Origin of the sequence: Streptomyces sp. NPDC000404 (genome assembly GCF_040300365.1) — a bacterium.
In the GTDB taxonomy this organism is placed as follows: domain Bacteria; phylum Actinomycetota; class Actinomycetes; order Streptomycetales; family Streptomycetaceae; genus Streptomyces; species Streptomyces ramulosus.
Window position 1 is genome coordinate 56,422 of sequence record NZ_JBEPDN010000023.1, and the last position, 21,308, is coordinate 77,729.

Annotated in this window: 21 protein-coding genes and 1 pseudogene; 13 read left to right on the plus strand and 9 right to left on the minus strand. The window is 70.7% G+C overall.

Annotated elements, in window-relative coordinates; translation table 11 throughout:
* Positions 1 to 821 precede the first annotated feature (821 nt).
* From ABT345_RS32785 to ABT345_RS32800, 4 genes are all read left to right on the plus strand, one after another.
* Positions 822 to 1,775: a hypothetical protein gene (locus ABT345_RS32785; RefSeq protein WP_345078679.1), complete on the plus strand. Its 954-nt coding sequence runs from the start codon at positions 822 to 824 to the stop codon at positions 1,773 to 1,775.
* On the plus strand, positions 1,772 to 3,211 hold the full coding sequence (locus ABT345_RS32790; RefSeq protein ID WP_345078676.1) for a DUF5131 family protein: 1,440 nt from the start codon (positions 1,772 to 1,774) through the stop codon (positions 3,209 to 3,211). The genes ABT345_RS32785 and ABT345_RS32790 overlap by 4 nt, the downstream gene beginning before the upstream one ends.
* A 793-nt stretch (positions 3,212 to 4,004) precedes the next feature.
* Complete coding sequence (locus tag ABT345_RS32795; protein WP_345078673.1) at positions 4,005 to 4,457, plus strand: DciA family protein; 453 nt, start codon at positions 4,005 to 4,007, stop codon at positions 4,455 to 4,457.
* 87 nt (positions 4,458 to 4,544) lie between these two features.
* Positions 4,545 to 5,084: a hypothetical protein gene (locus ABT345_RS32800; RefSeq protein ID WP_345078670.1), complete on the plus strand. Its 540-nt coding sequence runs from the start codon at positions 4,545 to 4,547 to the stop codon at positions 5,082 to 5,084.
* Here the strand turns inward: ABT345_RS32800 and ABT345_RS32805 are convergent.
* From ABT345_RS32805 to ABT345_RS32815, 3 genes and pseudogenes are all read right to left on the minus strand, one after another.
* Positions 5,078 to 5,306, minus strand: a pseudogene (locus ABT345_RS32805) (hypothetical protein); the annotation flags it as partial. The gene ABT345_RS32800 and the pseudogene ABT345_RS32805 sit on opposite strands and share 7 nt — an antisense overlap.
* Positions 5,307 to 5,368: 62 nt before the next feature.
* The gene (locus tag ABT345_RS32810) at positions 5,369 to 5,533 is read right to left on the minus strand and encodes a hypothetical protein (protein WP_345078667.1); all 165 of its coding nucleotides are present in this window, start codon (positions 5,531 to 5,533) and stop codon (positions 5,369 to 5,371) included.
* Between the two features lie 29 nt (positions 5,534 to 5,562).
* Entirely contained in the window at positions 5,563 to 5,904 is a 342-nt protein-coding gene (locus ABT345_RS32815) for a hypothetical protein (RefSeq protein WP_345078664.1), read from the minus strand.
* A gap of 146 nt (positions 5,905 to 6,050) precedes the next feature.
* Here ABT345_RS32815 and ABT345_RS32820 point away from each other — a divergent pair, with 146 nt between their 5' ends.
* The 3 genes from ABT345_RS32820 (at position 6,051) to ABT345_RS32830 (ending at position 8,160) form a co-directional block, all read left to right on the plus strand.
* Positions 6,051 to 6,233 carry a hypothetical protein gene (locus ABT345_RS32820; protein ID WP_351324180.1) on the plus strand — a complete coding sequence of 61 codons (183 nt, stop codon included), beginning with the start codon at positions 6,051 to 6,053 and terminating at the stop codon, positions 6,231 to 6,233.
* A gap of 571 nt (positions 6,234 to 6,804) precedes the next feature.
* Positions 6,805 to 7,668: a hypothetical protein gene (locus tag ABT345_RS32825; protein ID WP_345078658.1), complete on the plus strand. Its 864-nt coding sequence runs from the start codon at positions 6,805 to 6,807 to the stop codon at positions 7,666 to 7,668.
* 177 nt (positions 7,669 to 7,845) lie between these two features.
* Complete coding sequence (locus ABT345_RS32830; RefSeq protein WP_345078655.1) at positions 7,846 to 8,160, plus strand: hypothetical protein; 315 nt, start codon at positions 7,846 to 7,848, stop codon at positions 8,158 to 8,160.
* 18 nt (positions 8,161 to 8,178) lie between these two features.
* On the opposite strand, the gene ABT345_RS32835 is transcribed toward ABT345_RS32830, so the two are convergent.
* Together ABT345_RS32835 and ABT345_RS32840 are read right to left on the minus strand one after the other, a co-directional pair.
* Positions 8,179 to 8,373 carry a hypothetical protein gene (locus ABT345_RS32835; protein ID WP_345078652.1) on the minus strand — a complete coding sequence of 65 codons (195 nt, stop codon included), beginning with the start codon at positions 8,371 to 8,373 and terminating at the stop codon, positions 8,179 to 8,181.
* Positions 8,374 to 8,751: 378 nt separating this feature from the next.
* On the minus strand, positions 8,752 to 9,006 hold the full coding sequence (locus ABT345_RS32840; RefSeq protein ID WP_345078647.1) for a hypothetical protein: 255 nt from the start codon (positions 9,004 to 9,006) through the stop codon (positions 8,752 to 8,754).
* A gap of 244 nt (positions 9,007 to 9,250) precedes the next feature.
* Here ABT345_RS32840 and ABT345_RS32845 point away from each other — a divergent pair, with 244 nt between their 5' ends.
* Positions 9,251 to 10,180: a hypothetical protein gene (locus ABT345_RS32845; protein WP_345078645.1), complete on the plus strand. Its 930-nt coding sequence runs from the start codon at positions 9,251 to 9,253 to the stop codon at positions 10,178 to 10,180.
* Positions 10,181 to 10,184: 4 nt separating this feature from the next.
* Positions 10,185 to 10,448 carry a hypothetical protein gene (locus ABT345_RS32850; protein WP_345078642.1) on the plus strand — a complete coding sequence of 88 codons (264 nt, stop codon included), beginning with the start codon at positions 10,185 to 10,187 and terminating at the stop codon, positions 10,446 to 10,448.
* 197 nt (positions 10,449 to 10,645) lie between these two features.
* Here the strand turns inward: ABT345_RS32850 and ABT345_RS32855 are convergent, their stop codons facing one another.
* From ABT345_RS32855 to ABT345_RS32865, 3 genes are all read right to left on the minus strand, one after another.
* Entirely contained in the window at positions 10,646 to 11,086 is a 441-nt protein-coding gene (locus tag ABT345_RS32855; protein ID WP_345078639.1) for a hypothetical protein, read from the minus strand.
* Positions 11,087 to 11,198: 112 nt separating this feature from the next.
* Entirely contained in the window at positions 11,199 to 11,456 is a 258-nt protein-coding gene (locus tag ABT345_RS32860; protein WP_345078636.1) for a hypothetical protein, read from the minus strand.
* Between the two features lie 112 nt (positions 11,457 to 11,568).
* On the minus strand, positions 11,569 to 14,259 hold the full coding sequence (locus ABT345_RS32865) for an ATP/GTP-binding protein (RefSeq protein ID WP_345078633.1): 2,691 nt from the start codon (positions 14,257 to 14,259) through the stop codon (positions 11,569 to 11,571).
* A 128-nt stretch (positions 14,260 to 14,387) separates the two neighbouring features.
* On the opposite strand from ABT345_RS32865, the gene ABT345_RS32870 reads away from it, so the two are divergent.
* Entirely contained in the window at positions 14,388 to 14,705 is a 318-nt protein-coding gene (locus ABT345_RS32870) for a hypothetical protein (protein WP_345078630.1), read from the plus strand.
* A 42-nt stretch (positions 14,706 to 14,747) separates the two neighbouring features.
* Here the strand turns inward: ABT345_RS32870 and ABT345_RS32875 are convergent, their stop codons facing one another.
* On the minus strand, positions 14,748 to 16,502 hold the full coding sequence (locus ABT345_RS32875; RefSeq protein WP_345078627.1) for a zeta toxin family protein: 1,755 nt from the start codon (positions 16,500 to 16,502) through the stop codon (positions 14,748 to 14,750).
* A 282-nt stretch (positions 16,503 to 16,784) separates the two neighbouring features.
* Here ABT345_RS32875 and tap point away from each other — a divergent pair, with 282 nt between their 5' ends.
* From tap to ABT345_RS32890, 3 genes are all read left to right on the plus strand, one after another.
* The gene (tap, locus tag ABT345_RS32880) at positions 16,785 to 19,028 is read left to right on the plus strand and encodes a telomere-associated protein Tap (RefSeq protein WP_345078624.1); all 2,244 of its coding nucleotides are present in this window, start codon (positions 16,785 to 16,787) and stop codon (positions 19,026 to 19,028) included.
* 9 nt (positions 19,029 to 19,037) lie between these two features.
* Positions 19,038 to 19,598: a telomere-protecting terminal protein Tpg gene (tpg, locus tag ABT345_RS32885; RefSeq protein ID WP_345078621.1), complete on the plus strand. Its 561-nt coding sequence runs from the start codon at positions 19,038 to 19,040 to the stop codon at positions 19,596 to 19,598.
* Positions 19,599 to 19,745: 147 nt separating this feature from the next.
* Positions 19,746 to 20,873: a hypothetical protein gene (locus ABT345_RS32890; RefSeq protein WP_345078618.1), complete on the plus strand. Its 1,128-nt coding sequence runs from the start codon at positions 19,746 to 19,748 to the stop codon at positions 20,871 to 20,873.
* Positions 20,874 to 21,308: the final 435 nt, after the last annotated feature.

Below are 21,308 nucleotides of genomic sequence, written 5' to 3' on the forward strand. Positions count from 1 at the left end.
GCGGGCAGGATCGCCGTGCGTTTCAACTCCCTTTCACCCCCTTGCTCTTGATGGTTACCAGTAAGTAAGTTCCCGATAATGATGTGACGAAGTGCACTTGGATTTGTGCCTGTGGGACGGTGACGAGGCGTCGAATCGCCGTCTCGTCACTGTTGTTCCCCGGTGGTCGGTGCCGGTCGCTGCGCTGAGGGCTCAGGCCGCCAGGGGGTTCCGCCGCGGTCATTCATTCCGCCGGTCGCACTTAGTCGAGCTGGAGTCCGGAGTAGCTGTCCATGGAGGTGATCGCCTCGGCGAGGGGGAACTTGGCGCACCGGGGAACCATGGCGGCGCGTCTGGGGACCTGTACGTCACCGTGTACGTCACCGACTGATCGTCGCCGCACAGGGGCAGGCGCCAGCCTCCAGCTGAACGCGCCCCCGATCGGCCCCTGACCGCCGCTGAAGGCCGTGACGGCGTGCAGGACACCCGCGCCGAGCGGCGCCACCAGCCCGACACGGTCCGAGCGTGCTGCGCAGCAGAGCTCGGTCGTCGCGGTCGAGCAGGTGCTGCGGAGTGCAGCGTGACACTTCACAAAATCGAATTGATTTTCTTATTTTCGTATTGCGTGTGATTTCACGGGTCAACCTGGTTGATCACGCGGCGCGTTCCGCACGGTCGCATGGAATTAGCCATTGCGTTCCACCCGGTGGCGGCTCGTAGTACTTTCCGCCTTCTCTCCGTGCGGGTCCGTCCCGTGCGGACTATTCCCGGGGGAGGGACTTCCAGTGGCAAAGCGAATGGACGTCGGGCGGAGCGGGTGGCGCACCAGCGCGAAGCACAAGATGCTCAACCAGTTGATCGGTGAGGAAGTCGGCGCCAGCCGCAACCTGCGGAAAGCGCCTCGCCGCCTTGTGTGGTTCGACCTCACGGCCGGCGACGCCCACGTCCCTGAAGGGGGTGAGTGGCACCGGAACTGCTCACCGGGCCTGCTGGCCTACCACGCCGCGCAATCCACGATCCCGGTCGAGGTCTACCTCCACGAACTCAACCCCGACACGTTCCTTCGACTTCTGGCCAATCTCGACGAAAAACTCCCCGCCCACAGGTACATCCGAATGGATGAAACCACCTGGCGCACGGAACGCGCGGTCATCCACGTGTTCAACAAGAGCGGCAGCGACGCCTCGATCAGCATGCTCCGCCCCTCGGACGCCGTGTTCTTGATCAACGACCCCAACTCGATCACCGACTGGGCGATGCGCCCGACGTTCTCCCGCGAGATCGCCGACCTCAACGTCGGCTACTTCCGCGGCCTGACGACCATGGGCTGCAACGCCAGCGGCCTCAAGCGCAGCAAGGACACCCGCCGCGGCCGCATCGAGCTGTTCGACCGCATGGCCCTCCTCCAGAACACGCTGCCGCGCTACCGCGACCTGTGCTTCGCCGCCATCATCCGCGACAAGGACCAGTGGGCCTACCTCATCGAGACGTCGGAAAAATGGCGCCCGAAGACCGAAGACGTCGTCCGCCGAGCCTTCAAGAAGCACGGCCGCGACGCCACGGTCTCCTGGCACCGCACCGAAGCCGGACGATTCCGGGGCGACATGTTCCGCCTGTTCCTCACCAAAGCCGAGCTCAAGGGCATCCGCGGCCGCGAAGACGAATGGGTCGCCGCCAGCCTCGACGACCGCATCGAAATGATCAGCACCTACGAAGAGGTGCCCCCGCCGGCGAAGCCCGAACAGATGACCTTCTGGCCCAACGACGATGACGACAACGAGGAAAAGTCCGCATGAGCAATCTCGGCCCCTTCCAGGTCCACCCCTTCGCCGACGTCTTCCCCCTCATCGAGGGCGAAGAATTCGACGACCTGGTCAGGGATGTCAAAACCCACGGACTGCGGGACAAGATCGTCCTCAACCACGACCGCACCGTCCTCATCGACGGCCGCAACCGCTACCGCGCCTGCGACGCCGCCGGCGTCGACGCCGACTTCGACGTCCTCCCCAAGGACTTCCCCGAAACGGCGATCCTCGACTTGATCGTGTCAAAGAACGTTGCGCGCCGTCAGCTCACCGCTGGGCAGAAGGCATTCCTGGCCCTGGAGTACGAAAATGCGTTCGCAGAGCAGTCCAAAGAACAACAGCGTGAATCCGCCCGAAGGACCGCAGAAAAGGTAAACGAGCAGGTCACAGGCTTGACGATTCGGGCCCCGGGGCCCGAATCGGAGGAAGATCCGGAATCGCGGAGGACGCGGGGGAAAGCAGCGCGGGCCGTAGGAGCCTCCCCCCGCTCAGTCCAGCGAGCCAAGGCCATCCAGGAATACGCGCCAGAGCTGGCAGAGCGGGTGCGATCCGGCGAAATGCCGCTCAAGCAAGCCGACAGGGAAGCGCAGCAGCGGCGACGGGCGATGCCGGAGAAAGCGCCGTCCGAGAAGCCCAGCAAGGTGATGCTCACCCTGCGCACCCATGACGGCGCCGAGTTCCCCTACCCCCGCCCCGAGGGTAAGCCGACGTTCAACAACACCGACGGGGAGGGCATCTCCTGGGCTCAGTGGTCCTGGAACCCCGTCACCGGGTGCCTGCACGGCTGCAATTACTGCTACGCCCGCGAGATCACCCTCCGCTTCAAGCAGGTCAACCCTGCCGGGTTCACTCCGCTCTTCCACCACGAACGCCTCAAGGCGCCCGCCAACACGAAGATCCCCGAGCAGCACCGCGACGACCCCTTGTGGAAGAGGGTTTTCGTCTGCTCGATGGCAGACCTGTACGGACGGTGGGTCCCTGACTCGTGGATCTACGAGGTCCACGATGTCATGCATCACAACCCGCAGTGGGACTACCTGCTGCTCACGAAGTTCCCCGCCCGCTACAACAAGGTCGAACTGCCCAAGACAGCCTGGGTCGGCACCAGCATCGACGAGCAAAAACGCGTCCGGATCGCCGAAGACGCCTTCCGCAAGATCGAAGACGTCAAGGTCAAATGGCTCTCGATCGAACCCCTCAAGGAACCCCTCGAGTTCTCCGACCTGTCGATGTTCGACTGGGTCGTCATCGGCGCGCAGACCGAGACCCGGCAGGAAGGCGGCCTCGTCCCGGCCTTCAGCCCGCCCTTCGAGTGGGTGGCCCGTCTCGTCGCCCAGGCCCGGGACTCCGGCTGCCGCGTGCACCTCAAGCCCAACCTCGTCAACGGCCACCCCGGCATGAAGCTCCCCGACGAATACCCCGCCTGACAACACCGCCGCCGCGGCGCCGTGCAGCGGCGCCCGGGCCGCCGCACAGCGCCGCGGTCCGGGCCCTCTGGCGAAGACGCTGCTCCACGACCAAGATGCACCAGGGGGTGGTCACCGTGGCCCGTCCATGGGTACGCCGCAACATCGGTGAGCAGCGACTGTGGGCCTGGATACCGTATGAGGGAGGCTCCAACCGCCGCTGGATTCTCGAAGAGCTCGGCGCCCGGATCCGTCCGGAGTGGAACAAGCCGGCCGGGCGGTGGGAACCCCGATCAGGAGGATCCCAGCGGCTTCTCCCGGAAGTGGGTCGGCCCGTACCTCGTCACCCCGGCCGGCTGCGAAGACGCCCCCATCCTCGGCCGGGACCGGGTGGTTAGCGTCTTGCGTCGCTGAACTGTCGGCGAGCGGCTCCTGCCGATAAGACTCCGAGGGAGACCCGCGGAGTGCTCCACCAAGGGGGCGGATCGCGCGCACCCCCGAATCACCAGGAGCCGCGCCGGGGGTCCCCGACGCCTGACGGTCTTTGAAGACGTCAACCTTCGGGTTGGAAGCCGTCCGGCCGGGTGGATGTCCGGCGGGCGACGGCGCTGCGGTGCCCCGAACGGGGGGACGCGGTGTCAGTGCCGCTTTCTACCGTCCGCGGCAGCGTCCTTGACGGCGACGGAGTACGCGGGCTTCTCGTGGCCGTTATTGTCGCTCAGCGTGACGGAGAGGCCGGAGCCAGCAGGCCCGGTTGGCCGCGCGAAACAACGGCGGCGAGGCCCGCGCCCCGCGTAGGCGCCGGGCCACGACCGTGAAGCGAGACGGGCGGGAGCCCTCCGGGTTCGCCGCCGTGCTGGCCGGGCTGATGACCGACCGGGCCTGGGAACTCCCGACCGCCGGCGGCAGCGTCCTGGACCGCTGGCCCGACATCGCCGCGGCCGTCGCCCCGCAACTGCCCCACCACGTCGCGGCCATCGCGTTCCACCCGGAGACCGGACAGCTGCATCTGCGCCCGGACTCCCCCGCGATCGCGGAGGCGGTGGAACGGCAGACCGCCTCGATGCGGGCGCTCAGCCTCCGGGCGTTTCCCGAGCCGGAGCAGGCGGCCGGCAAACAGCCGGCCCCGATCGAGCAATCCCGCATCGAGCGCCGCGGCCAAGCCGACGTCTCCCATTCAGCGGCCCTGCGCCGGGCCCGTGCGGCGAGGGAGGCCGGGACGGCGGCCACGGTCCCGCAGTCGACGCCGCTGGGCAGGACCGCGTGAGGAGAGGAGAGCCCGAGGCGACCTCCCGGCGCGAGGCGACTGGCGACGGCGCGGTGACCGGTACCGGAGCGGATCGTTGGGCAGTAGGTGAACGCCGCCGACCACACCGTTCAGATCGAGCGGGCGACCGCCGCCGCGAAGGACGCCTCGGACCGTTTGGTCGACGCGGTCATCGAGGCCAGCACCCTGCCCCCAGCCGCCGCGATGGACGTCCTGGAAGCGATCGGCAACCTCACCGCAGCGCTCGAGGTGCACGATGCTCGTACCCGGGAACTGTTCCCGACGGCGTTGGCGCTCGCCGAGATGCGGCGCCTGGTGCGCGCCGAATTCGACGCCGCCCGCACCGACACGGGCGCGGCCCGGCGGCGAGGGCGGGCGCGCTCCCATCGGCGGGCCGCGGGACCGCAGACCCCGGAGGAATGGGCCGCTCGTGGTGAGACGGCGATCGCGGAGAGGGTGTGGTTCTACGATCGCGCCGTCGCGCGTGATCCGTCGGGCGAACAGGCCGCTGAGCGGGCCCAGTTCATGGCACTGCCCATCGCGGCGAAGAACGAAGCCCTCACCCGCCGCCGGGAGGGCACCCCCTGGCCTGTGCTCCTCAACGAACTCACCGCACGCCATCAATAGTGAGCAGGCCCCCGGCCGCGTGACTCAGCGCCGGGCGCCGCTGGGGCGAGGAGGCCGGTGACCTCGACGATCGCCTCCGGGGTCGGTTTGGCACCGGTGGACGTTTTCGGGCTGCTCGTCCCGGGACTTGGCCATCAGCATCAGCAGGGATACGCCCTGTTCGCCGAGGCGGGAGAGGCCGGAGTGCCGGCATGTGTGCAGGTACCAGCCCGTCCCGGGCCCCGGCTCGACCTACGCCCCGTCCTCGGCGTACGGCGTGACGTGACGGGCGAGGCAGTGCTTCGTCAGTCGGCTTGCGTCCAGGGCGGCGCAGGAGTCGTGTTCGTACCGTCGCACCACCAGCAGTCCCACTCATCCGGCACCCGGTACAGCTCCTGCCAGAACCCGGTGGGCTCGCCGTAGACGACGCAGTCCTCTCCGCACCAGCCGCATACGAACTCGAAGTTCACGCGTCTTTCCCCCTTTGGATCGGGTGTAGCTATCGGGGCCACGCGATGAACAGGACGAAGCCGGTTACGGCGGCAACGGTCATCAGCAGCGTCAGCCCCCGTGTGCGGCCCGGCCCCGCGGTGACCGCGACCAGAGCGACGCAGAACACGTTCATGAGTACCAGGAGGCCGACCACCGAGGTCGCGTACGGGGGCACCCCTACGAACTCGCAGACCCAGGTGGCCACGTGCCCCAACACCGTGCAGACGCCGAAGACCAGGACTATGCCGACGGTCCAGCTACTCCATTTCGTGAAGGCGTCGTCGCTGTCGACGCCGCGGTGCAGGCGGGTCCACAGCTGGAGAGAGCGGCGGTGCAGCCAAGAATTCACCGGGCCAGTCTGCCCGAACCGCCCTGCTGAGGACCGCAGTTCATGGAACACGGCCCTCGCCGGTACCCGTGGCCGTGGTTCGCGGGAGGCCGTGACGCGGCGCCCCGGGGCGCCGTTGCCTGAACATGGACGCCCTGGATGCCCGGATGCTGGATCTCATGGACGACGTCTCCGTCCCCGACGGCGAACGCCTGCCGCTCCTCACCGAACGCGAGGCGCGAGCAGCCGTACAGCTGCTCCGCCACTTTGCCGAAACCGGTGGCTCCGGCGCCGAGGCGGCAGGGCACCTCGCCGCAGCCCTTGCCCGCCGCCTCCCCTCGGGCGCCTGACCCGTAGGTGTTGCCGTACAGCTGAGGGTCGGCGACCGGGGCACCGCCTGGCTGCGCCCCGGAGGCATTCCGTAGCGCTGCCGCAGGGCGGTGTTGAGCGCCGAGTGAAACCCCCTCGATTCACTACCTGGTGCGATCGCGCGCATCCGGAGTGCGACATTCCCTTTGATTTTGAGGGCATTTTGAGAGGCTATAAGCCGGTATGTACAGGTGGCGTGGCCTGGTGAATATGCCGATGGCACAGGGGTGGGGTTTCTGCCCGGCAGACTGCTCTGAGAGGCGGCTGCGGCCGCTGGGACGCGCGTTCCGGCGCGTCCTGGATCCCACGTTTCGAGGAGTACGGCGCACGATGACGTGCGCCCATCACCATGGCACTCATCCACGAGATCGGCGCGCAGTACATAGCGGCGGTACTGGTCACGCTCACCACCCTCGGCGCCGGCGCCCTGCGTTCAGCCTGGCGACGCAAGCACCGCAAGCCCCCTCACCGCCCTGCCGTTCCGCCGGGCCCGCAGCAGCCAGCCGAACCTTCGTCGCCCGCCGCGCCCTCGCATCGCCGTGAGGAGTCGTCATGAAGACGACACCAGATGATGAGGATGTCCGGCAGAAGCGTCGGGACCAGGCATGGGCCCAGCTGTCCGGAACGGCCCACGGCGCGAGCTGGCTGCCTGTCCGTGAACAAGGCGAGTCCCCGCGGCTCCAGGAGATCGCCCACCGCTACGACACCATCTGCCGCCACGCCGAAGGCCACCTCCAAGATGACGTCACCGTCTCGGACGCCCTGGCCGCGCTCCTGGTCACCCGCATGCTGCGCGAAAAGCTCGACGCCGACGAGGCACTGCTCACCGATCTGGCTCGCGACGAGACTGCCACCTGGGAGCGCATCGCGGAATGGACGGAAGTGCGGCACCGGCAGACCGCCGAACGCCGGCACCTGCGGTTGCTGAAGAATCTCGATCGCGCCCTCGAGGCCGCCGCGCAGACGCAGGACGACTACGTCGACGCACTCCGCGAGGCGCGGCGACGGCAGGCCGAGCGGCTGTGGGCGCTGGAAAACGCGGTGCGCATCCGCCGCATCGCCGCCCAGCTCGCCGATCTCGATGATCTGCAGCACCGCGTCGACCACTCCAGTGAGGCCCAGCTCGTCCACGTCCTGCGCCGCCACCACAAGGAGGAGGAGCCTCCGCGGGGGCCACTGACCTGGCCAGCCGCGCTGCGGGACTGCGTGGCCGCCGCACAGCAGCACGCCGCCCGCGCAGATGCCAGCTCCGTGCAGCACCAGGAGGTGACCGCCGACCTCGCCTACCGCCTGCTCGGGCTGACCCGACCTGCCGCCGACCGCCGCAGCATCGACCTCACCGACCACCCGACCCTGGCCGACGCCATCATCGACCTGCACATCGACGCCCGGGAGCGAGCCCACCGCCACCGCTGAACCCGGCACGTCGATCCGTACCCGACCGGCACGCGCTCGGGTACGGATCGACGCCAGCGCGATGCGCTGACCGATGTAGACGAGCGTCCGGTAGTGAGATGCCCAATCCGCACAGCTCGCCCCGGCGGCGCCGGTACCGTGTAAGGCAGCGGCTACCCGGCGGGAGGGCACAGGGCCATGCGGTACGAGGTACACGTCGGACGCCTGACCGGCGAAGACGCGGACCCACCTCTGGAAGCGTTCTACACCGCTGCGCTCGCCGACTCGACCTACTTCGAAGACGCCGAGCCCCCGCCGACCCGCACGACCTGGACGCTGAGCTGCCCGACGTGCGATGCGGACCGAGACCTGACCGTACGCGGCACCCGCACGTACCTGGAATCCGTCACCTGCCCGGCCGGACACACCTGGACTCCGTGGCCGGGCACTCCTGCCCGGGGCCGGCAGACGATGGAGCAGCTCGTCGAAGCGCTCGACGCCCAGCTCAGCTGACGCAACAACCGCCCCCGCTCATGACTCGCCCCCATGTGTGAGGGCCCTGGTCTTCCCACGCCCCCATGCCGGGTCGTCGAGCACCGGCTGGGCGACGTCGCGATCGCCGTAGGCGATGCCGGGGTTCTGCACCCGCCCGCCGATCTGGGCGGTGACGCGCAGGCCGCCGGTCCCGGCGAGGCGGTGCACGGTCAGCGGGGCGGGAGGCGGCATGCTTCCAGCATCCGGCGGCCTCCGCCCCGCAGCAGCTGTCGCTACGCCGTCCGGGACGCCCGGCCCGCTAGAATTCGGACATCTAAGCGATTTCGCCTGGGGTCTCTTCACGGCCCCCGTGGGCGCGAGAGGAACTGCTGATGTCCATGCCGACTGCTGGTTCGCGCGACGTGCTCGACTGCCGCTCCGATCAGGTGGGCCGCTGCGCCCGGTGCCAGGCTCCCTGCCAGCGGTACGGCGTGGACGGGAACCCCCTGTGTAAAACCTGCTTGGCGCGGGTGCGGCAGGCGCAGCAGAAGAAGACCTCGCCCTGACGGATCCGTCAGGAAGGAATGCCGCTGCCCCCGGTTCGCGCCGGGGGCAGCGGCGTTTGTCGGGTCAGGGGATGTCGCCTTCCCATTCCCAGGGGGCTGTGGGGTCGGCGTCGGGGGGTGCGTAGGCGGCGCGGCCGCCGGGGTCGTATGCGGTGTTGTCGGCGATGAGGTAGGCGCCGAAGCCGCGTTGTTCGTCGGTGTAGCCGGTGACGTCGATGATCTGGCCGTCGAGCGGCCCGCCGCCGGTGAGTTCGCGGTATTCGTGGCCGGGCTCGGGGCCGTGGGGAGGGTCGGATCCGTAGACAAGTGGCTGTGTCATGCGGTGACCGTACGGCGGGCGGGCGGCGAACCGGCCACATCGCGCCTGGAAGGGGGCGGGGTGGTGGGGTTTTCGGGTGCGGCCCTGCGAAAGATGCACATCAAACCCGCCTACACCTACCGCGCCCCCGGGAAGCAGCGGGAGTACGACGTCTACTACGAGGGCCAGGTCCGCGGCCGCCTCGCCGCCCGCCCCGGCAGCAACTGACGTGGTCGCCCTGAGGCGGGCCGGGTACGGTGCCGGGATGACGGAGATCGGGGGGCGGTGGCCGCGGGCGCTGGAGCGGACGCGGGCGCTGTACGCGTGGTACACGGACGTCCACCAGCCGGCCGTCGCAACGCCGGGCCACGTGCGGCTGTGGGAGTTCACGACGCTGGCGATCGCCATCTGGCGGACCGCCGAGAACACGGACACGTCTGTCGACGACGTGCGGCTGACAGCGGTCACAGCGCTGTGCAAGCGTGCCGGAGACCGCCTCCTCGACCCGCCGCTGCCGGCCCTCTCCCCGGGGCGCGACGGCGAGATCCCGCCCAGCCACCGGGCGGCGCAGGCCGTGCAAGCGGCGGGCAGCATCGCCCTGGCCTGCGCGGGCGGCAGCCCGGGCGCCCCGGGCGGGGCCCTGGCGACGGATGCGGTCGGGTACGTCGCCAGAGCGCTGCGGGCTGACCCCAGCGTGCCGGGCGACCGGGGCGGCTGGCGCCCGGCGCTCAGCACCGCCGAGCACGTCCTCACCCAGCTACGGGACGACTGGACTTCCGGCCACTGGCGCCCGAGTGCTGCGGACCGGGACGCGATCCGTGCCACCGGCCTGCTCGATCCCGAGACGTACGACTACCCATCTGATCCGCCCCCAGGAGAGCTCGGGGCGCCGAGCTGGCTGCAGCAGGCCAGCCGTCTCGCCGCACTGGCCGGCACGCTGCGCGCCGCCTCCGACGCGACGGCGGATCCACTCGCTCTCGTGCTGCAGACCCACGCAGAACTGTGCGCGGCCCTGGCCGTCCCGGCTGCCGAGGTCGAGGAGTTGTGGGCCACCGCCGACGCGCCCGCGGGGTGGGCGGCGTGGGAGGACGCGCACGTGCCGGACATGCTGGTGCAGCAGACGCTGGAGACGGTGATTGCCATACGGCGGTTCGCTGCGGGGCTGGGCTCCGTCACGGCAGGTCCGGCAGACTGACGCCATGACGAGCCCCATACAGTCGCCGTCCGACGGCCAGCCGGCAGCTGACCGGCCGACACCACCGTGGTGGTACAGGGCCCCCATGGTCCCGTTCGGCCTGATCGCGGGCGCCATGGCCGGCATCCTGGTCGCGGTCCTGTGGGCTGATGACGGCGACGAAACGTGGCCCCTCGGCGCGTTCATCGTCGGGAGCCTCGCGGCCTCCTACCTCCGTGGCATGGCCATCGCCGCCTGGGATGAGCGCCACGGCCAGCAGCACTCCTGACGTACGCCGGCCGACGGTGAGTCAACTGATGGTCAGCCGACGAGCGGTACGTCGGCGAGCGGCTCCCAGGTGATGCGCCGGCCGTCGTGCCGCTGCGCGACGAGCGCGAGGCGGTCGATGCGGATCATCAGTGGCTCCCCGGATGTCCCGACCGATGAACGGGGCGGGGCCCGGTAGGCCGGGCCGCGGGGCGTGGTTCAGGGGCCGACCTCGGGGCGTCCGGTGGTCGCGGCGGTTGTGGGCACGGTCTGATCGTCGGTGGGCCAGAGCGAGCGGCCGAGGTAGTAGAGAGCGATCACGCCGGCGTAGATGAACATGCCCCAGCCGAAGATCAGCATGAGGAGGTTCGTGCCGCCGCGGTGGACGCTGTAGGCCACGCCCTGCGCGGTGGTGAACAGCCACGGGAACCACGCCGACTGCACGAAGCCCGGGTCGGCGTACCGGCCGGCTCCGCGGCGCCACGCGTACAGAGGGACCGACGCGAAGCTGACGCTGGCCAGGCAGTACATGAAGGCGAAGAAGGCGTTGTCGATGAAGCGGTGGCCGTTGACGATCCCGAGGTAGGCGGCCCCGGCCAGGAAGAGCACGGCCGGCACCCCGAAGCCGAGGACCTCACCGCGCTGTCGCCGTGCCGCCATGCTCCCTACCTCCGGACCGCCGCCGTCGCTTCAGCGGCTGCACCAAGGTAGCCCGGCGCGACGGCCTGCGTGTCCGGAACGGGAACGAACCACTCTCCGCGCTGCGAGTGGATCAGACGGCGTCGGGGTCGATGCCCTGTTCACGGGCGAGGGCGAACAGGACCCGCTCGATCGTGTCCAGGCGCTGGGCGATGGACCGGTCCCCCGGGGCCCCGACGGCAGTGGCGAGGGAGTCGATGTTCCCGAAAGCCGTACGCTGCTGCTCACCGATCGTCGTCAGCTGCTCACCGTGCTCGGCCAGCGTCCGCCCGGTGCGGAAAGCCTCCGCTTCCAAGTCCCGCAGCCGCTGATCGTGGGTCTCATTCACCATGCCCCCATCCTGACAGACGCCATCCCCCGGCTGGCTCCCGCCCAGGAAACAGCCACGGGCCCCGGCGGGCGGCGGCGCTCCGAGCAGCATCCGGTGGGGCGGTTGCTCGCCCCTACGAGCCGGTGCTGCGCAGGTGGTCTTGGCGGGCGGTGACCAGGGTGCGCCAGCGTTCCCGGACGGTGTGCGCGTCGTCGAGCCACTGCACGCGGCTGTCGGCGGGCGGGGTGAGGTCGCCCATGGCGCAGGCGATGTCGACGTAGTAGGCGAAGTCGCCGCTCGTGGTCGCTGCGCGCAGGCGCTCGACGGTGGCCTCGAGGTCGTCGTGCGCGCCGCGTACGGCGTGGTGGAAGGCGAGGGCGGTCTCCAGCAGCGGGATCATCCAGTCCAGGCCGGCGACGGTGATCTCGGAACGCAGCACGGTGGCGCGGTCGAGGATGTCGTGGTCGGTGCCGGCGTCGCGCAGGAGGCCCGCGATGTGGGCGTAGAGGACGGTGGCGCGTTGGTCGAGCGTCTCGAGGAGCTGGTGGGCGAGGGCGAGTTCGTCGTCGGCGCGCTGCGGGTCGGTGAAGCCGGTCACTAGGGCGAGGAGGGTCTGGGCGATGCCCCTCTCGCCTGGGGCGTCGTGTTGTTCCGCTTCGGCTATGGCGGCTTCGAAGACGGCGGTGGCCTGTGCGATGTCGCCGTGGGGCCATCGGATGTGGGCCAGGACGCGGTGGTGGCGGCCCTTCCAGCCCAGGGTGGGGACGGCGGCGAAAGCGGTGGGGAAGTCTCCGCGGATGCGGGCGAGGTTGGCAAGGCCGCGGCGGCCGCGCGGAGCAAGCCGGCCATTGGCATCGGCGACCTGGCGCATGCCCTCGAGGGCGTCGTCGGTGCGGCGGAGGTCTTTGTAGGCCTTGGCCCGGTAGTACAGGGCGAGCTCGGTCAGCTCGCCGGAGAGCAGGCCGGTGTCCAGGACGGCGGTGAGGCGATCTGCGGTGCGTTGGCGGTGCTCGTGCTGGCGGCGGACGATGGCGTCCAGGACCTCGGCCAGGGCGTCGGCGGGCGTATCCGGCCCCGGCCGCGCCCCGGTGGCGCCGCCGGAGGCAGGGGGTGTGGGTGGGGAGAGGGGCTCCCAAACAGAGTCATCGGTGTAGGCAAAGGCGGCCTCGGTCAGCCAGCCCGGATCGTCGAGACGGTGCTCGTGCGCCAGGCGCAGGCCCTGGCGCAGACAGGCGACGAGGAGCCGCCGGCCCGGGACAGCGTCGGTGTCCTGCCACTGCCGGCCGAGGGCGGCCAGGGCGCGTTCGGCGGCCCGGTGCCAGTCGGCGGCGGTCCAGCGGTCGTCGGTGTGGTCGTCGGCCCGCAGCGCGGTACGGATCGCGCCGTGCAGGTGGTACGGCCACAGCGCGTACGGATCCTCGGTGATCATCGGCCGCTCGACGAGCCGCCGCGCCGCCGCCTGCTGCACGAGGCCCGCCGCGTCGGTGGCCAGGCTCAGGTCGAAGGCGTCCAGCAGGCTGGCGCTGCGCAGGACGTGGCGCTCGTCGGAGGTGAGGTCCGACAGGGTGCGGGCGATGAGTGCGGGGAAGGTGTGGTCGAAGTCAGCGGGGGCGGGGGTGCGGCCGGTGCGGCGGATCTCCAGGAAGCGGGCGACGGCCAGGTCCAGGTGGAGCGGCAGGCCGTGCGAGCGCTCGGTGATGACCGCGCGGATGTCCGGGCCGATCAGGGGCCGGCCGTCCTGGGTGAGGCGGTGGGCGAGGTAGGTGTCGCAGTCGGTGTCGGAGAAGTCGCCGATCAGGTGCTGGCGGGCGCCGCCCTGCCCGGCGGACCGCGCCGGGCGTCCGGCGTCGGGGGCAAGGCCGGGCCAGGCCGAGGGGCCGGTGTGGTCGAGCTGGCCCTGGAGGGCGTCGTCGGCCCACTGCAGGCGGTTGCGGCCGCTGATGACGAAGAAGCAGTTCGGCATGAGCCACACCAGGCGCTGCAGCAGCCGCTCGGCGTCGCGGTGGCGGTCGTCGATGTCCTCGAGGGTGTCCAGCAAGATCACCGGCACGACCGCGTGCTTGGCGGGCAGGCGGCTGATCTCCCACGCCAGCAGGTGCGGGTAGAAGGAGAGCGCCTCCAGGTCCGGGTCCGCCTCCAGCAAGGCGGCGGTGCGGGCGCAGCCGGCCAGGGCGCGGGCCCGCTGGCGGCGCTCGCGCAGCGCCGCCACCAGCGCGGTGGTGACCTGACCGGCCGCCGAGCCCACCAGGCCGGGCAGCTGCAGGGCGCCGACGGCCTCGCTCACCGCGGCCTGCATCTGCTGCGGCAGCAGCTGCCCGAACTTCCCGACCAGGCCGGCGCGCCGGACGTACTCCTCCAGCGGCTCGCCGGGGTGCTGGGCGTCCCAGTACCGGCGCAGGGCCAGGTCGAAGCTGGGCAGCGGGCGGCCGACGGCGGCGGCCAGGGCGAGCCGGATCGTGAGGACGACGCGTTCGAAGTCCGAACCGGTCGAGGCCGAGCGGGCCAGGTCGATCCGCACCGGCAGGATTCGCTCGGCCGCCCAGACGGGCGCGCCCCATTGCGTCGGGCGCTGGTCGGCTGCGGTGAGCGCGGCTTCGACCTTGCGCAGCAGGGTCGACTTACCGACGCCGCCCACCCCGTGGAACGCGATCACGGTGTTGCGCGGCGCCTCGAGGTCCTCGACGTCGAAGCCGGGGTCGTTGAGGTGGTGCAGGTGCTCCTCGATGGCGACGGCGATGTGCTGCCACTGGGCCTGGCGGTTCGTGAACGCCTCGCTGCTGCCGACAGGGTCGTTGGAGCTGAACAGCGTGCGAAGGTCGGCCATGGAAGTCCCCCCGGAAGTGATCACCTGCGGCCCAATCTATGCCGCGTACCGTGGCCGGCCACAGGCCAGGTTCAGCCCACCCCGAAAATGGTCTTTTCGCTGACACTTTTGCACCCGAGGTGGTCTTCATGCACGACGCCGCATCGCCCGCACCGTCCTCCCCCGACCCGCAGCCGCCGTCGGGGCCTGCCCCGGGCCCGGCCGGCGACCGGGTCGAGGTGGAAGAGGCGCAGCAGCTCGTGGGGGCCTTCCTGTCCGCCTGCAACCGGCAGCTGCTGCTCGCACGACGTGCTGGCGACCAGCAGCGCCTGGAGGAGCTGAAGGTACGGCAGCGAAAGTGTGTGGAGGACCAGGTCCGGCTTCGGGACGCCGGCCCCGAAGAGATCGCGCGGATCGCCGCCCTCTACGACGGGCTCCTCCGCGACCTGGAAGCCCCCGAGGCGTAGCCGCAGCGGGCGACGCTCCGGGGCGAGCTGGTCCCGGGCCGGTCAGACGGGCAGGGGTAGCGCCGCCGCCGGTGGCGGCGTGGGGAGTTGGCGCGGCTGCTGGGCGGGCATGAGCGGGCAGGCCAGCCCGGCGGTCGCGATGAGGTCGTCGCGGTACTGCGGCATCGCCCGGTGCAGCCAGCGCTGCAGGGACCAGAACTGCCCGGCCTCCTGCAGCGTGTAGGGGCGCGTCTGTTCCGCCGCCAGGGCCAGCGCGGCGGCAGGCCGCCGCGCCCACCGCCCCTGACCGGACAGCGTGTTCCGGTACAAGGGGTGGGCGTCACGGCGCATCACCACCAGCTCGTCCACGGCGGCCAGCTGCTCGGCGGCCGCCACGACCTCGGGCAAGGCGGAGTAACAGCCGTCGTGCCCGGCGGCCGTGGTGAACCGCGCGGGCACGCCCCGCTGGCTCACCGTGGCGTAGCGGGCGGCCGTGCCCTGGCGGGAGTCGGCCGCGCGCACGGCCAGGACCACGAGCTCCACCCGGTAACCGGCCCGCCGGTACAAGGATGCGCTGGCGATGAATCCGGGGGCGCTGGCCGGGGTGATCTCGATGACCACGTCCGCGCGCTGCTGGCGTACGTGCGCTTCGGCCTGCGCCTGCCAGGCCCGGTAGTCGGCGCGGATCCTCGCGGACGCCGTGCGCGGCTCCTCCCGCAGCAGTTGCAGGTAGTCCGGGTGGGAGGCCTTGAAGTCGTCGCCCGTGATGTGAGCCGGGCAGCCCCGCAGGGCCCGGCGGACCATCTGGGCGGCCCGCGTCTTGCCCGCACCGGGCTGGCCCAGCACGTACACCGCCACAGGCTTTTCCTGCGGCGTGATCGGCCCGAGCAACGGCACGATCAGCGCGTCGAAGATCCAGCGGTGTTCCTCCGCCGAGAGCCGGTGGTAATCAACCCCGGGCGCGTCCCTGCGGGGCTGGGCGGTGCGCCGGACGGGCTCGGCGCAGGCAGCGGCCCGCTCGGCGTCGCGGCGCACCGCCAGCGACCAGTCCTCCGGCAGCCGGGGATCGGTGAGACGGCGGTCGGTGTCGGCGAGCTGACGGCGGAACTGGCCCGTCTCCGCCGGGCCCCACGGGCGCTGGCGCTCGGCGAGCACCGCGTCCGCCGCGCCCGCCGGGCGGACCCATCCGGCGGGGCCGAGCTCGTTGTCGTACACGGCCCGCAGCGCCGCCTCGGCGGAGCGGGTCACGACCACGACGCGGTCGGCCAGCCGCGCGGCCTCCACCGTGGTGAGGGTGGGGACCAGGGAAGCCGCGCAGTTGTCGTGGTTGTCCCAGGAGACGTACCGGGCCCGGCCCTCCTGGGCCAGGCGCAGGTACCGGTCCAGGATGCCGAGCTGGCTGACCGCCTCGGGCACGGCCAGGGCCACGAACTCGACGCGGTAGCCCGCCCGCCGGTACGCGGCCATCCCGGCCAAGAACTCCTCAGGGTGAGCCAACGGCGCCTCCACCACCGCGTCATACCGGCCTTCCCGCACCCGGGCCTCCACCTCGGCCTGCCACCGGTAAGTCTCCGGACGCACCCGCACCCCGGCCGTGCGCACATCCTCGGCGAGGTACGCGGCGTAGGAGGGGTGAGCGGCCTTGTAGGCGTCGCGGTCCACCCGCACCGCGCCACCCCGTCGCCCCAGCGCAGCATGGACGAGGTCAACCACCAGTGTCTTGCCGCTGCCGGGCTGCCCCGCGACGAACACCACCACCGGCCGCGCCGCCTGCGCTACCGCGCCGTCCAGGACGCTGGGCACGACGGTTCCGGTCAAAACTTCCTCGGACCAGCCGCTGCCCTGAGCTGCTGTAAGGGGTCCGGCCGGGCCCCGGCCCACGTGCGCCGGGAGTGGCCCGGGACGGTGCGGCGAGCTCACATGTTCCTCCATGAACGGATTGCTGCAGAACGCGGCTACCTCGGCAAGGCCGCAGTCGCCGACCGAGCCGCGCGCGACCACGCCACATGCAAGCATGAACGCTCCCCGTACGCAATTCGTACGGCAAAAGTGCGCTACTCGTACGGTTCATGGGGTAGGGTGTGGGTCAGGAGGTGTTCCATGTCCGAGTTGTTCGACGCGGTCGACGCGCTGGTCGCGTCCCGCTCGCCGTTGCCGGCGGTGGAGGAGCGCAAGCGGCTGCGGGTCGCGCACGGCCTGACGCTGGACGAAGTCGCCGCTGCGCTGAAGGTGCGGCGGGCCACGGTGTCCGCCTGGGAGTCGGCGAAGAAACCGACCGAGCCGCGTGGCCCGGAGCGTGAGGCGTACGCGCGGCTGCTGCGGCAGCTCGCGGAGCTCTACCCCGCCCCAGAAGCTCCGCAGGAGCCGGCGGCAACGGTGCCGTCCACGTTCAGTGGTGCGGCCGACCCGGCGGAAGCGCAGACCTTGGTCACAGGTCAGGCCTCCGAGGTTGCGGCCACGACTGCAACCGAGAACACTCAGACCCCTGCCCCCGCTCCCGTGGTCATCGCCCCGGCCGCCGCAGCCCGTCCGGCGCGCGCCACCAGGCCGACGTCGACGTCGCGCCGACCAGGTGCGAAGAAGGCGGCTGCGGCGGGCACTCCGGCGGGAGGCGTCGACCCGCGGTTCGAGAACGGGCCGTTGGCCGTTGTCGACGTTGAGGGCGGGAAGGTGCTGGCGTACTGCGTCGGCGGCTTGGTCCTGGACGTGCCTGCCAAGTCGATCCCGGCCTTGGTGGACTGGACGCTCAAGGAGGCGAAGCTCGGAGCGCCGAGGCTCTCCGGCCCCGGCAAGGACGCCGACCCGCTGCTCGTACTGACCGAGGCCGCCCTGGAACGCTATGGCCTCCCGGTCGCCCTCACCGACGAAGAGCGTCTTGCCGGGCGGATCCCGGAGGGCCACAAGGTCATCAAGCAGCTCGCGCGCGCGGAATGGAAGCTGACCAAACGCGGCTTCGGCCCGTGGGCGCGGATCTACCGCCCCGCCAAGGGCTCGGAGCGTGCCTGCGTCCAGCTGTGCATCCCGTCGTGGAACGCGCTGGACACCCGGCACTGGGGCGAAGCCGGGAAGCTTCCGCCGGTCGAACTCGCCCGCGTCCTGGGCGTGTACGCGTCCCGAGTGATGACGCCGCGCGGCTCCACCGCCGTCACTGGCCTGGAGCTGATGACCGCGCTGCACCCGGCGACCCGGGCCACCGCGCCCGATGAGAACGGCAAGCGGCACTCCGAGCACAACCCCGGCTCGTTGGGCAGGGACCCGGTCGACCCGGCGCCGTGCGAGGCCCCCGACGGCCACCCCGTCCTCAAGGACCTGCCGCGGTTCCACGTGCGGGGACCTGCGGAGAAGCTCTTCGAGGAGGCATACGACTGGGCAAGGCCCCTCACCGACGACGAGGTCCTGCGCCGCAACCTCGTGGGCCTGGATGTGAATATGGCGTTCGCCGCCGGTGCCAACGGCCTCAACGTCGGCCTCGGCGCCCCGACACACGTCCAGGCCCCCGCGTTCGACCCGAAGCTGCCCGGCTCCTGGCTCGTCGACCTCTCCCACGTCGACCTCTCCCGGGTGAAGGTCCGCAAGGAATGGGTGGAGCTGAACGGCTCGCTGCTACCCTCTCCGTTCACGCCGAAGGGCGACCGCCCCGAGGGGCCAGCCTGGTACGCGACGCCGACCGTCGCCTACGCGGTGGAGCTCGGCTACGAGGTGCGCCCGGTCGAAGCATGGGTCCGGTACGACAACGGCCGGTACCTGGACGGCTGGTACAACCGGCTGCGCGACGCCTACCTCGCCACGATGGCCGACCTCGGCGTCGACGCCGACCTTGCCCCGGCCGACTTCCTCGCGGCGATGGACGGCTACAAGGACCGTGACCCGGACCTCGCGATCGTCGTTTCGGCGATCAAGGCAACGGTCAAGGGCGGCCTGGGCAAGCTCCGCGAGCGCCCCCGCGGGGAGGGTTGGCGGCCCGGCGAGCCGTGGCGCGCGCTGTCCCGGCCGACGTGGCGGCCGGACATCCGCGCGGCGGTCATCGCCCGCACTCGGATCAACCTGCACCGCAAGATCCTCAAGCACGCGGCGTTCACCGGGCAGTACCCGGTCGCGATCCTGTCCGACTGCGTCGTCTACGCAACCGACGGCGAGGGTCCGCTGGACTTCCTGCCCTACCGGGAAGGCAAGCCGCTGCCCGGCGGCTTCAAGCTCGGCATCAACCCCGGCCTGGTCAAGCACGAAGGCACCCAGAGTGTCCTGTGGGGCGAAGAGGTCCGCGACCGGTTCACCGCGCCGGAGCTCAACCTCGCCCGGTACATCAAGGACGGCACTGTCACCGACGTCGACAACGGAGAGTAGGAGTAGGCGATGAGCCTGTTCGGGGACGGCCTGGATGCCGCCGTGCAGAAGGCGTTTACCCGCCCGGCGCCCAAGAACGCGGGCCCGCAGATGCGCTACCTCGTCAAGCAGCTCAAGGGGACCAAGGCGGTCGCCCAGATGTTGCGGATTTCCCAGCGCACCGTCGAGCGGTATGTGAAGGACCAGATCAAGAAGCCCCGCCCGGACCTCGCCGCACGTCTGGAGCACGAGGTCAAAGCGCGCTGGCAGCCGCAGATCCGGGCCAAGGCCCGCGAGAAAGCGGCCTCCACGGGCGGCATCGTCATCGACGTCCACGCCCGCCTCGGCTACGCCGGAGCGCCGATCGACACGACGGACCAGGACCGCATCCGCCACTTGACCGTCGCCTTGCCGCCGCAGTACGCAGCCCGCCTCTTCGACGCTCAGCAGCGGGGCGACAGCGACGACGAGCTGCGCAAGCTCACCGCCGAAGCCCTCAAAGAGGTCTACTTCCAAGACGGCGGTAGCCGCGCCGGCTCCCTCCGAGAAGTCCACATCAACGACGTACGCAGCCTCGAGTTCGACCTGTAAGCCGCACCCGAGCAGCGAGCGAGCCCCGGATCGAATGGCTCGGGGCTCGCTCGCGTATCTGCAAGCCGGAAATACAGACGCCCCTTCCGGCCAATGCCCTTGTTGTATTGCCCAGTTGGGCCTGCCCGAATGGGGGATGATGGCGTGGTGAGTCTGGATCTGAGCAACTACGAACTCCGTTGGCCCACGTCGCTGTTCGTATCCGAAGGTGAGCGTGTGCTTTGGTCGTCGAGCACCTCATGGGAGGAGCGGGCGATATGGCTGCTGACGGAGGCCTTGGCCGGCACCACGGCGGTGGCCGACTTCGAAGAGCTGTCCAACCGCCCCGCGCCCTCGGACGACCCATGGGCGAGCACGACCCCCGGCTGGGGGAAGCGGGACGGGATGGACAAGCGGGGCTGGCTAACGGAGCTGGTCAACCGCGCCTCCGAGCTGCGCCGTGCAGCCGAGCCGCGACCATACTGGCCGCAGCGGCAAGGCCGTGGCCTCTCGCACGACGGCAGCACCCCACGGGACACCCGACGCGACTTCGAACAGATCATCAGCGACTTCACAGACAACGGCTACCTGGTAGAGGTCTTCGGCGAGGAATGTGTCGACGACTCCACCGAGCTGCCGGACGCCTCACGAGTGATCGAGCGGAGACTCGGCATCCCTGACCTGTGGCCCCTGACCCCGGCGACGTGGGACGAGGACACCTTCTTCGGTCTGATCGAGGTTTTCCACGACCTGGTCAGCCGACCCCGCACCCGCCGCTACCACTCCTACAGCATGTGCGGGTGGCACCACTCGGAATTCCACAACGGGCCCGCCCGCATCCTCTACAGGGACAAGGTCAACAAGCTGCTGCGCGAGGCCGGCATCGAGTACGAGCTGGCCGCCGAAGGCGAGGACCTCGGACGCCTGGTCGCCGTCACCGACGACGCCCGCAGTGCGCTGGTGCACCGGGCGCTCACCGACAGCGCCTCGGACATCACGACCCGGGTCCGTCACGCGGTCGCCCTGTTCCGCGGCCGGGACACGACGGTGGAGAGCAAACGGTCGGCGATCGTCACCCTCGCGGGCATCCTCGAGGAGCGCCGGGCCCTGCTCAAAGACCAGCTCGGCAAAGACGAAGGGGCGCTGTTCGAGATCGCCAATCGCTACGACCTGCGCCACCGTGAGGCAAAGCAGCGCGGCGACTACGACGAAGCGTTCCTGGACTGGATCTTCTGGTGGTACCTCGGAACGGTGGAGCTGACCAACCGGCTCATCGCGTCGCGGACCGCCAGCTGACCCTGCGCGCCATCACTCGAAGCCGCGGTCGAAGCCCTTGAGGACAGGGTCCAGTTCCGCGCCCACGCCGCACAGCGAGCAATGCCGCACCTCCGTCTGCTCGGCCACGCCCAGCGCCCGCTGGCGGCACCTACGCCCCGGCCGGCGCGTCTTCTCAGCCGACGGCGTGCATGTCGCCGCCCCGGCTGGGACCGCGGCCGCCGGCCTTCGCCAGCACTCAGCCGGGCGGCCGCCGCGGCCCCAGCGCCTCCTGGACGGGCGAGGGCTGCTCCAGGTATTCAGTGGGCACGGCATCGCACGGGACGCCGTCCACGGGCCGCATATGCTGCGGGGCGCGCGCCCATCCCCGGTACTCGGCAGGCTCCACCGGGTCCTCCGGGCCGCTGCGGTACGCCGGGAGCCCGACCTCATACCGCCAGCCGTCGCGGGCCTGCC

Bases quoted from the DNA above. Each gene is read 5' to 3' on its own strand.
- tpg (WP_345078621.1), top strand. From the start codon at position 19,038: ATGAGCCTGTTCGGGGACGGCCTGGATGCCGCCGTGCAGAAGGCGTTT.
- ABT345_RS32785 (WP_345078679.1), top strand. From the start codon at position 822: ATGCTCAACCAGTTGATCGGTGAGGAAGTCGGCGCCAGCCGCAACCTG.
- ABT345_RS32790 (WP_345078676.1), top strand. From the start codon at position 1,772: ATGAGCAATCTCGGCCCCTTCCAGGTCCACCCCTTCGCCGACGTCTTC.
- ABT345_RS32855 (WP_345078639.1), bottom strand. From the start codon at position 11,086: ATGGCGGCACGGCGACAGCGCGGTGAGGTCCTCGGCTTCGGGGTGCCG.
- ABT345_RS32870 (WP_345078630.1), top strand. From the start codon at position 14,388: ATGCACGACGCCGCATCGCCCGCACCGTCCTCCCCCGACCCGCAGCCG.
- ABT345_RS32825 (WP_345078658.1), top strand. From the start codon at position 6,805: ATGAAGACGACACCAGATGATGAGGATGTCCGGCAGAAGCGTCGGGAC.
- ABT345_RS32865 (WP_345078633.1), bottom strand. From the start codon at position 14,259: ATGGCCGACCTTCGCACGCTGTTCAGCTCCAACGACCCTGTCGGCAGC.
- ABT345_RS32820 (WP_351324180.1), top strand. From the start codon at position 6,051: ATGCTGGATCTCATGGACGACGTCTCCGTCCCCGACGGCGAACGCCTG.
- ABT345_RS32830 (WP_345078655.1), top strand. From the start codon at position 7,846: ATGCGGTACGAGGTACACGTCGGACGCCTGACCGGCGAAGACGCGGAC.
- ABT345_RS32840 (WP_345078647.1), bottom strand. From the start codon at position 9,006: ATGACACAGCCACTTGTCTACGGATCCGACCCTCCCCACGGCCCCGAG.
- ABT345_RS32860 (WP_345078636.1), bottom strand. From the start codon at position 11,456: ATGGTGAATGAGACCCACGATCAGCGGCTGCGGGACTTGGAAGCGGAG.
- ABT345_RS32845 (WP_345078645.1), top strand. From the start codon at position 9,251: ATGACGGAGATCGGGGGGCGGTGGCCGCGGGCGCTGGAGCGGACGCGG.
- tap (WP_345078624.1), top strand. From the start codon at position 16,785: ATGTCCGAGTTGTTCGACGCGGTCGACGCGCTGGTCGCGTCCCGCTCG.
- ABT345_RS32850 (WP_345078642.1), top strand. From the start codon at position 10,185: ATGACGAGCCCCATACAGTCGCCGTCCGACGGCCAGCCGGCAGCTGAC.
- ABT345_RS32835 (WP_345078652.1), bottom strand. From the start codon at position 8,373: ATGCCGCCTCCCGCCCCGCTGACCGTGCACCGCCTCGCCGGGACCGGC.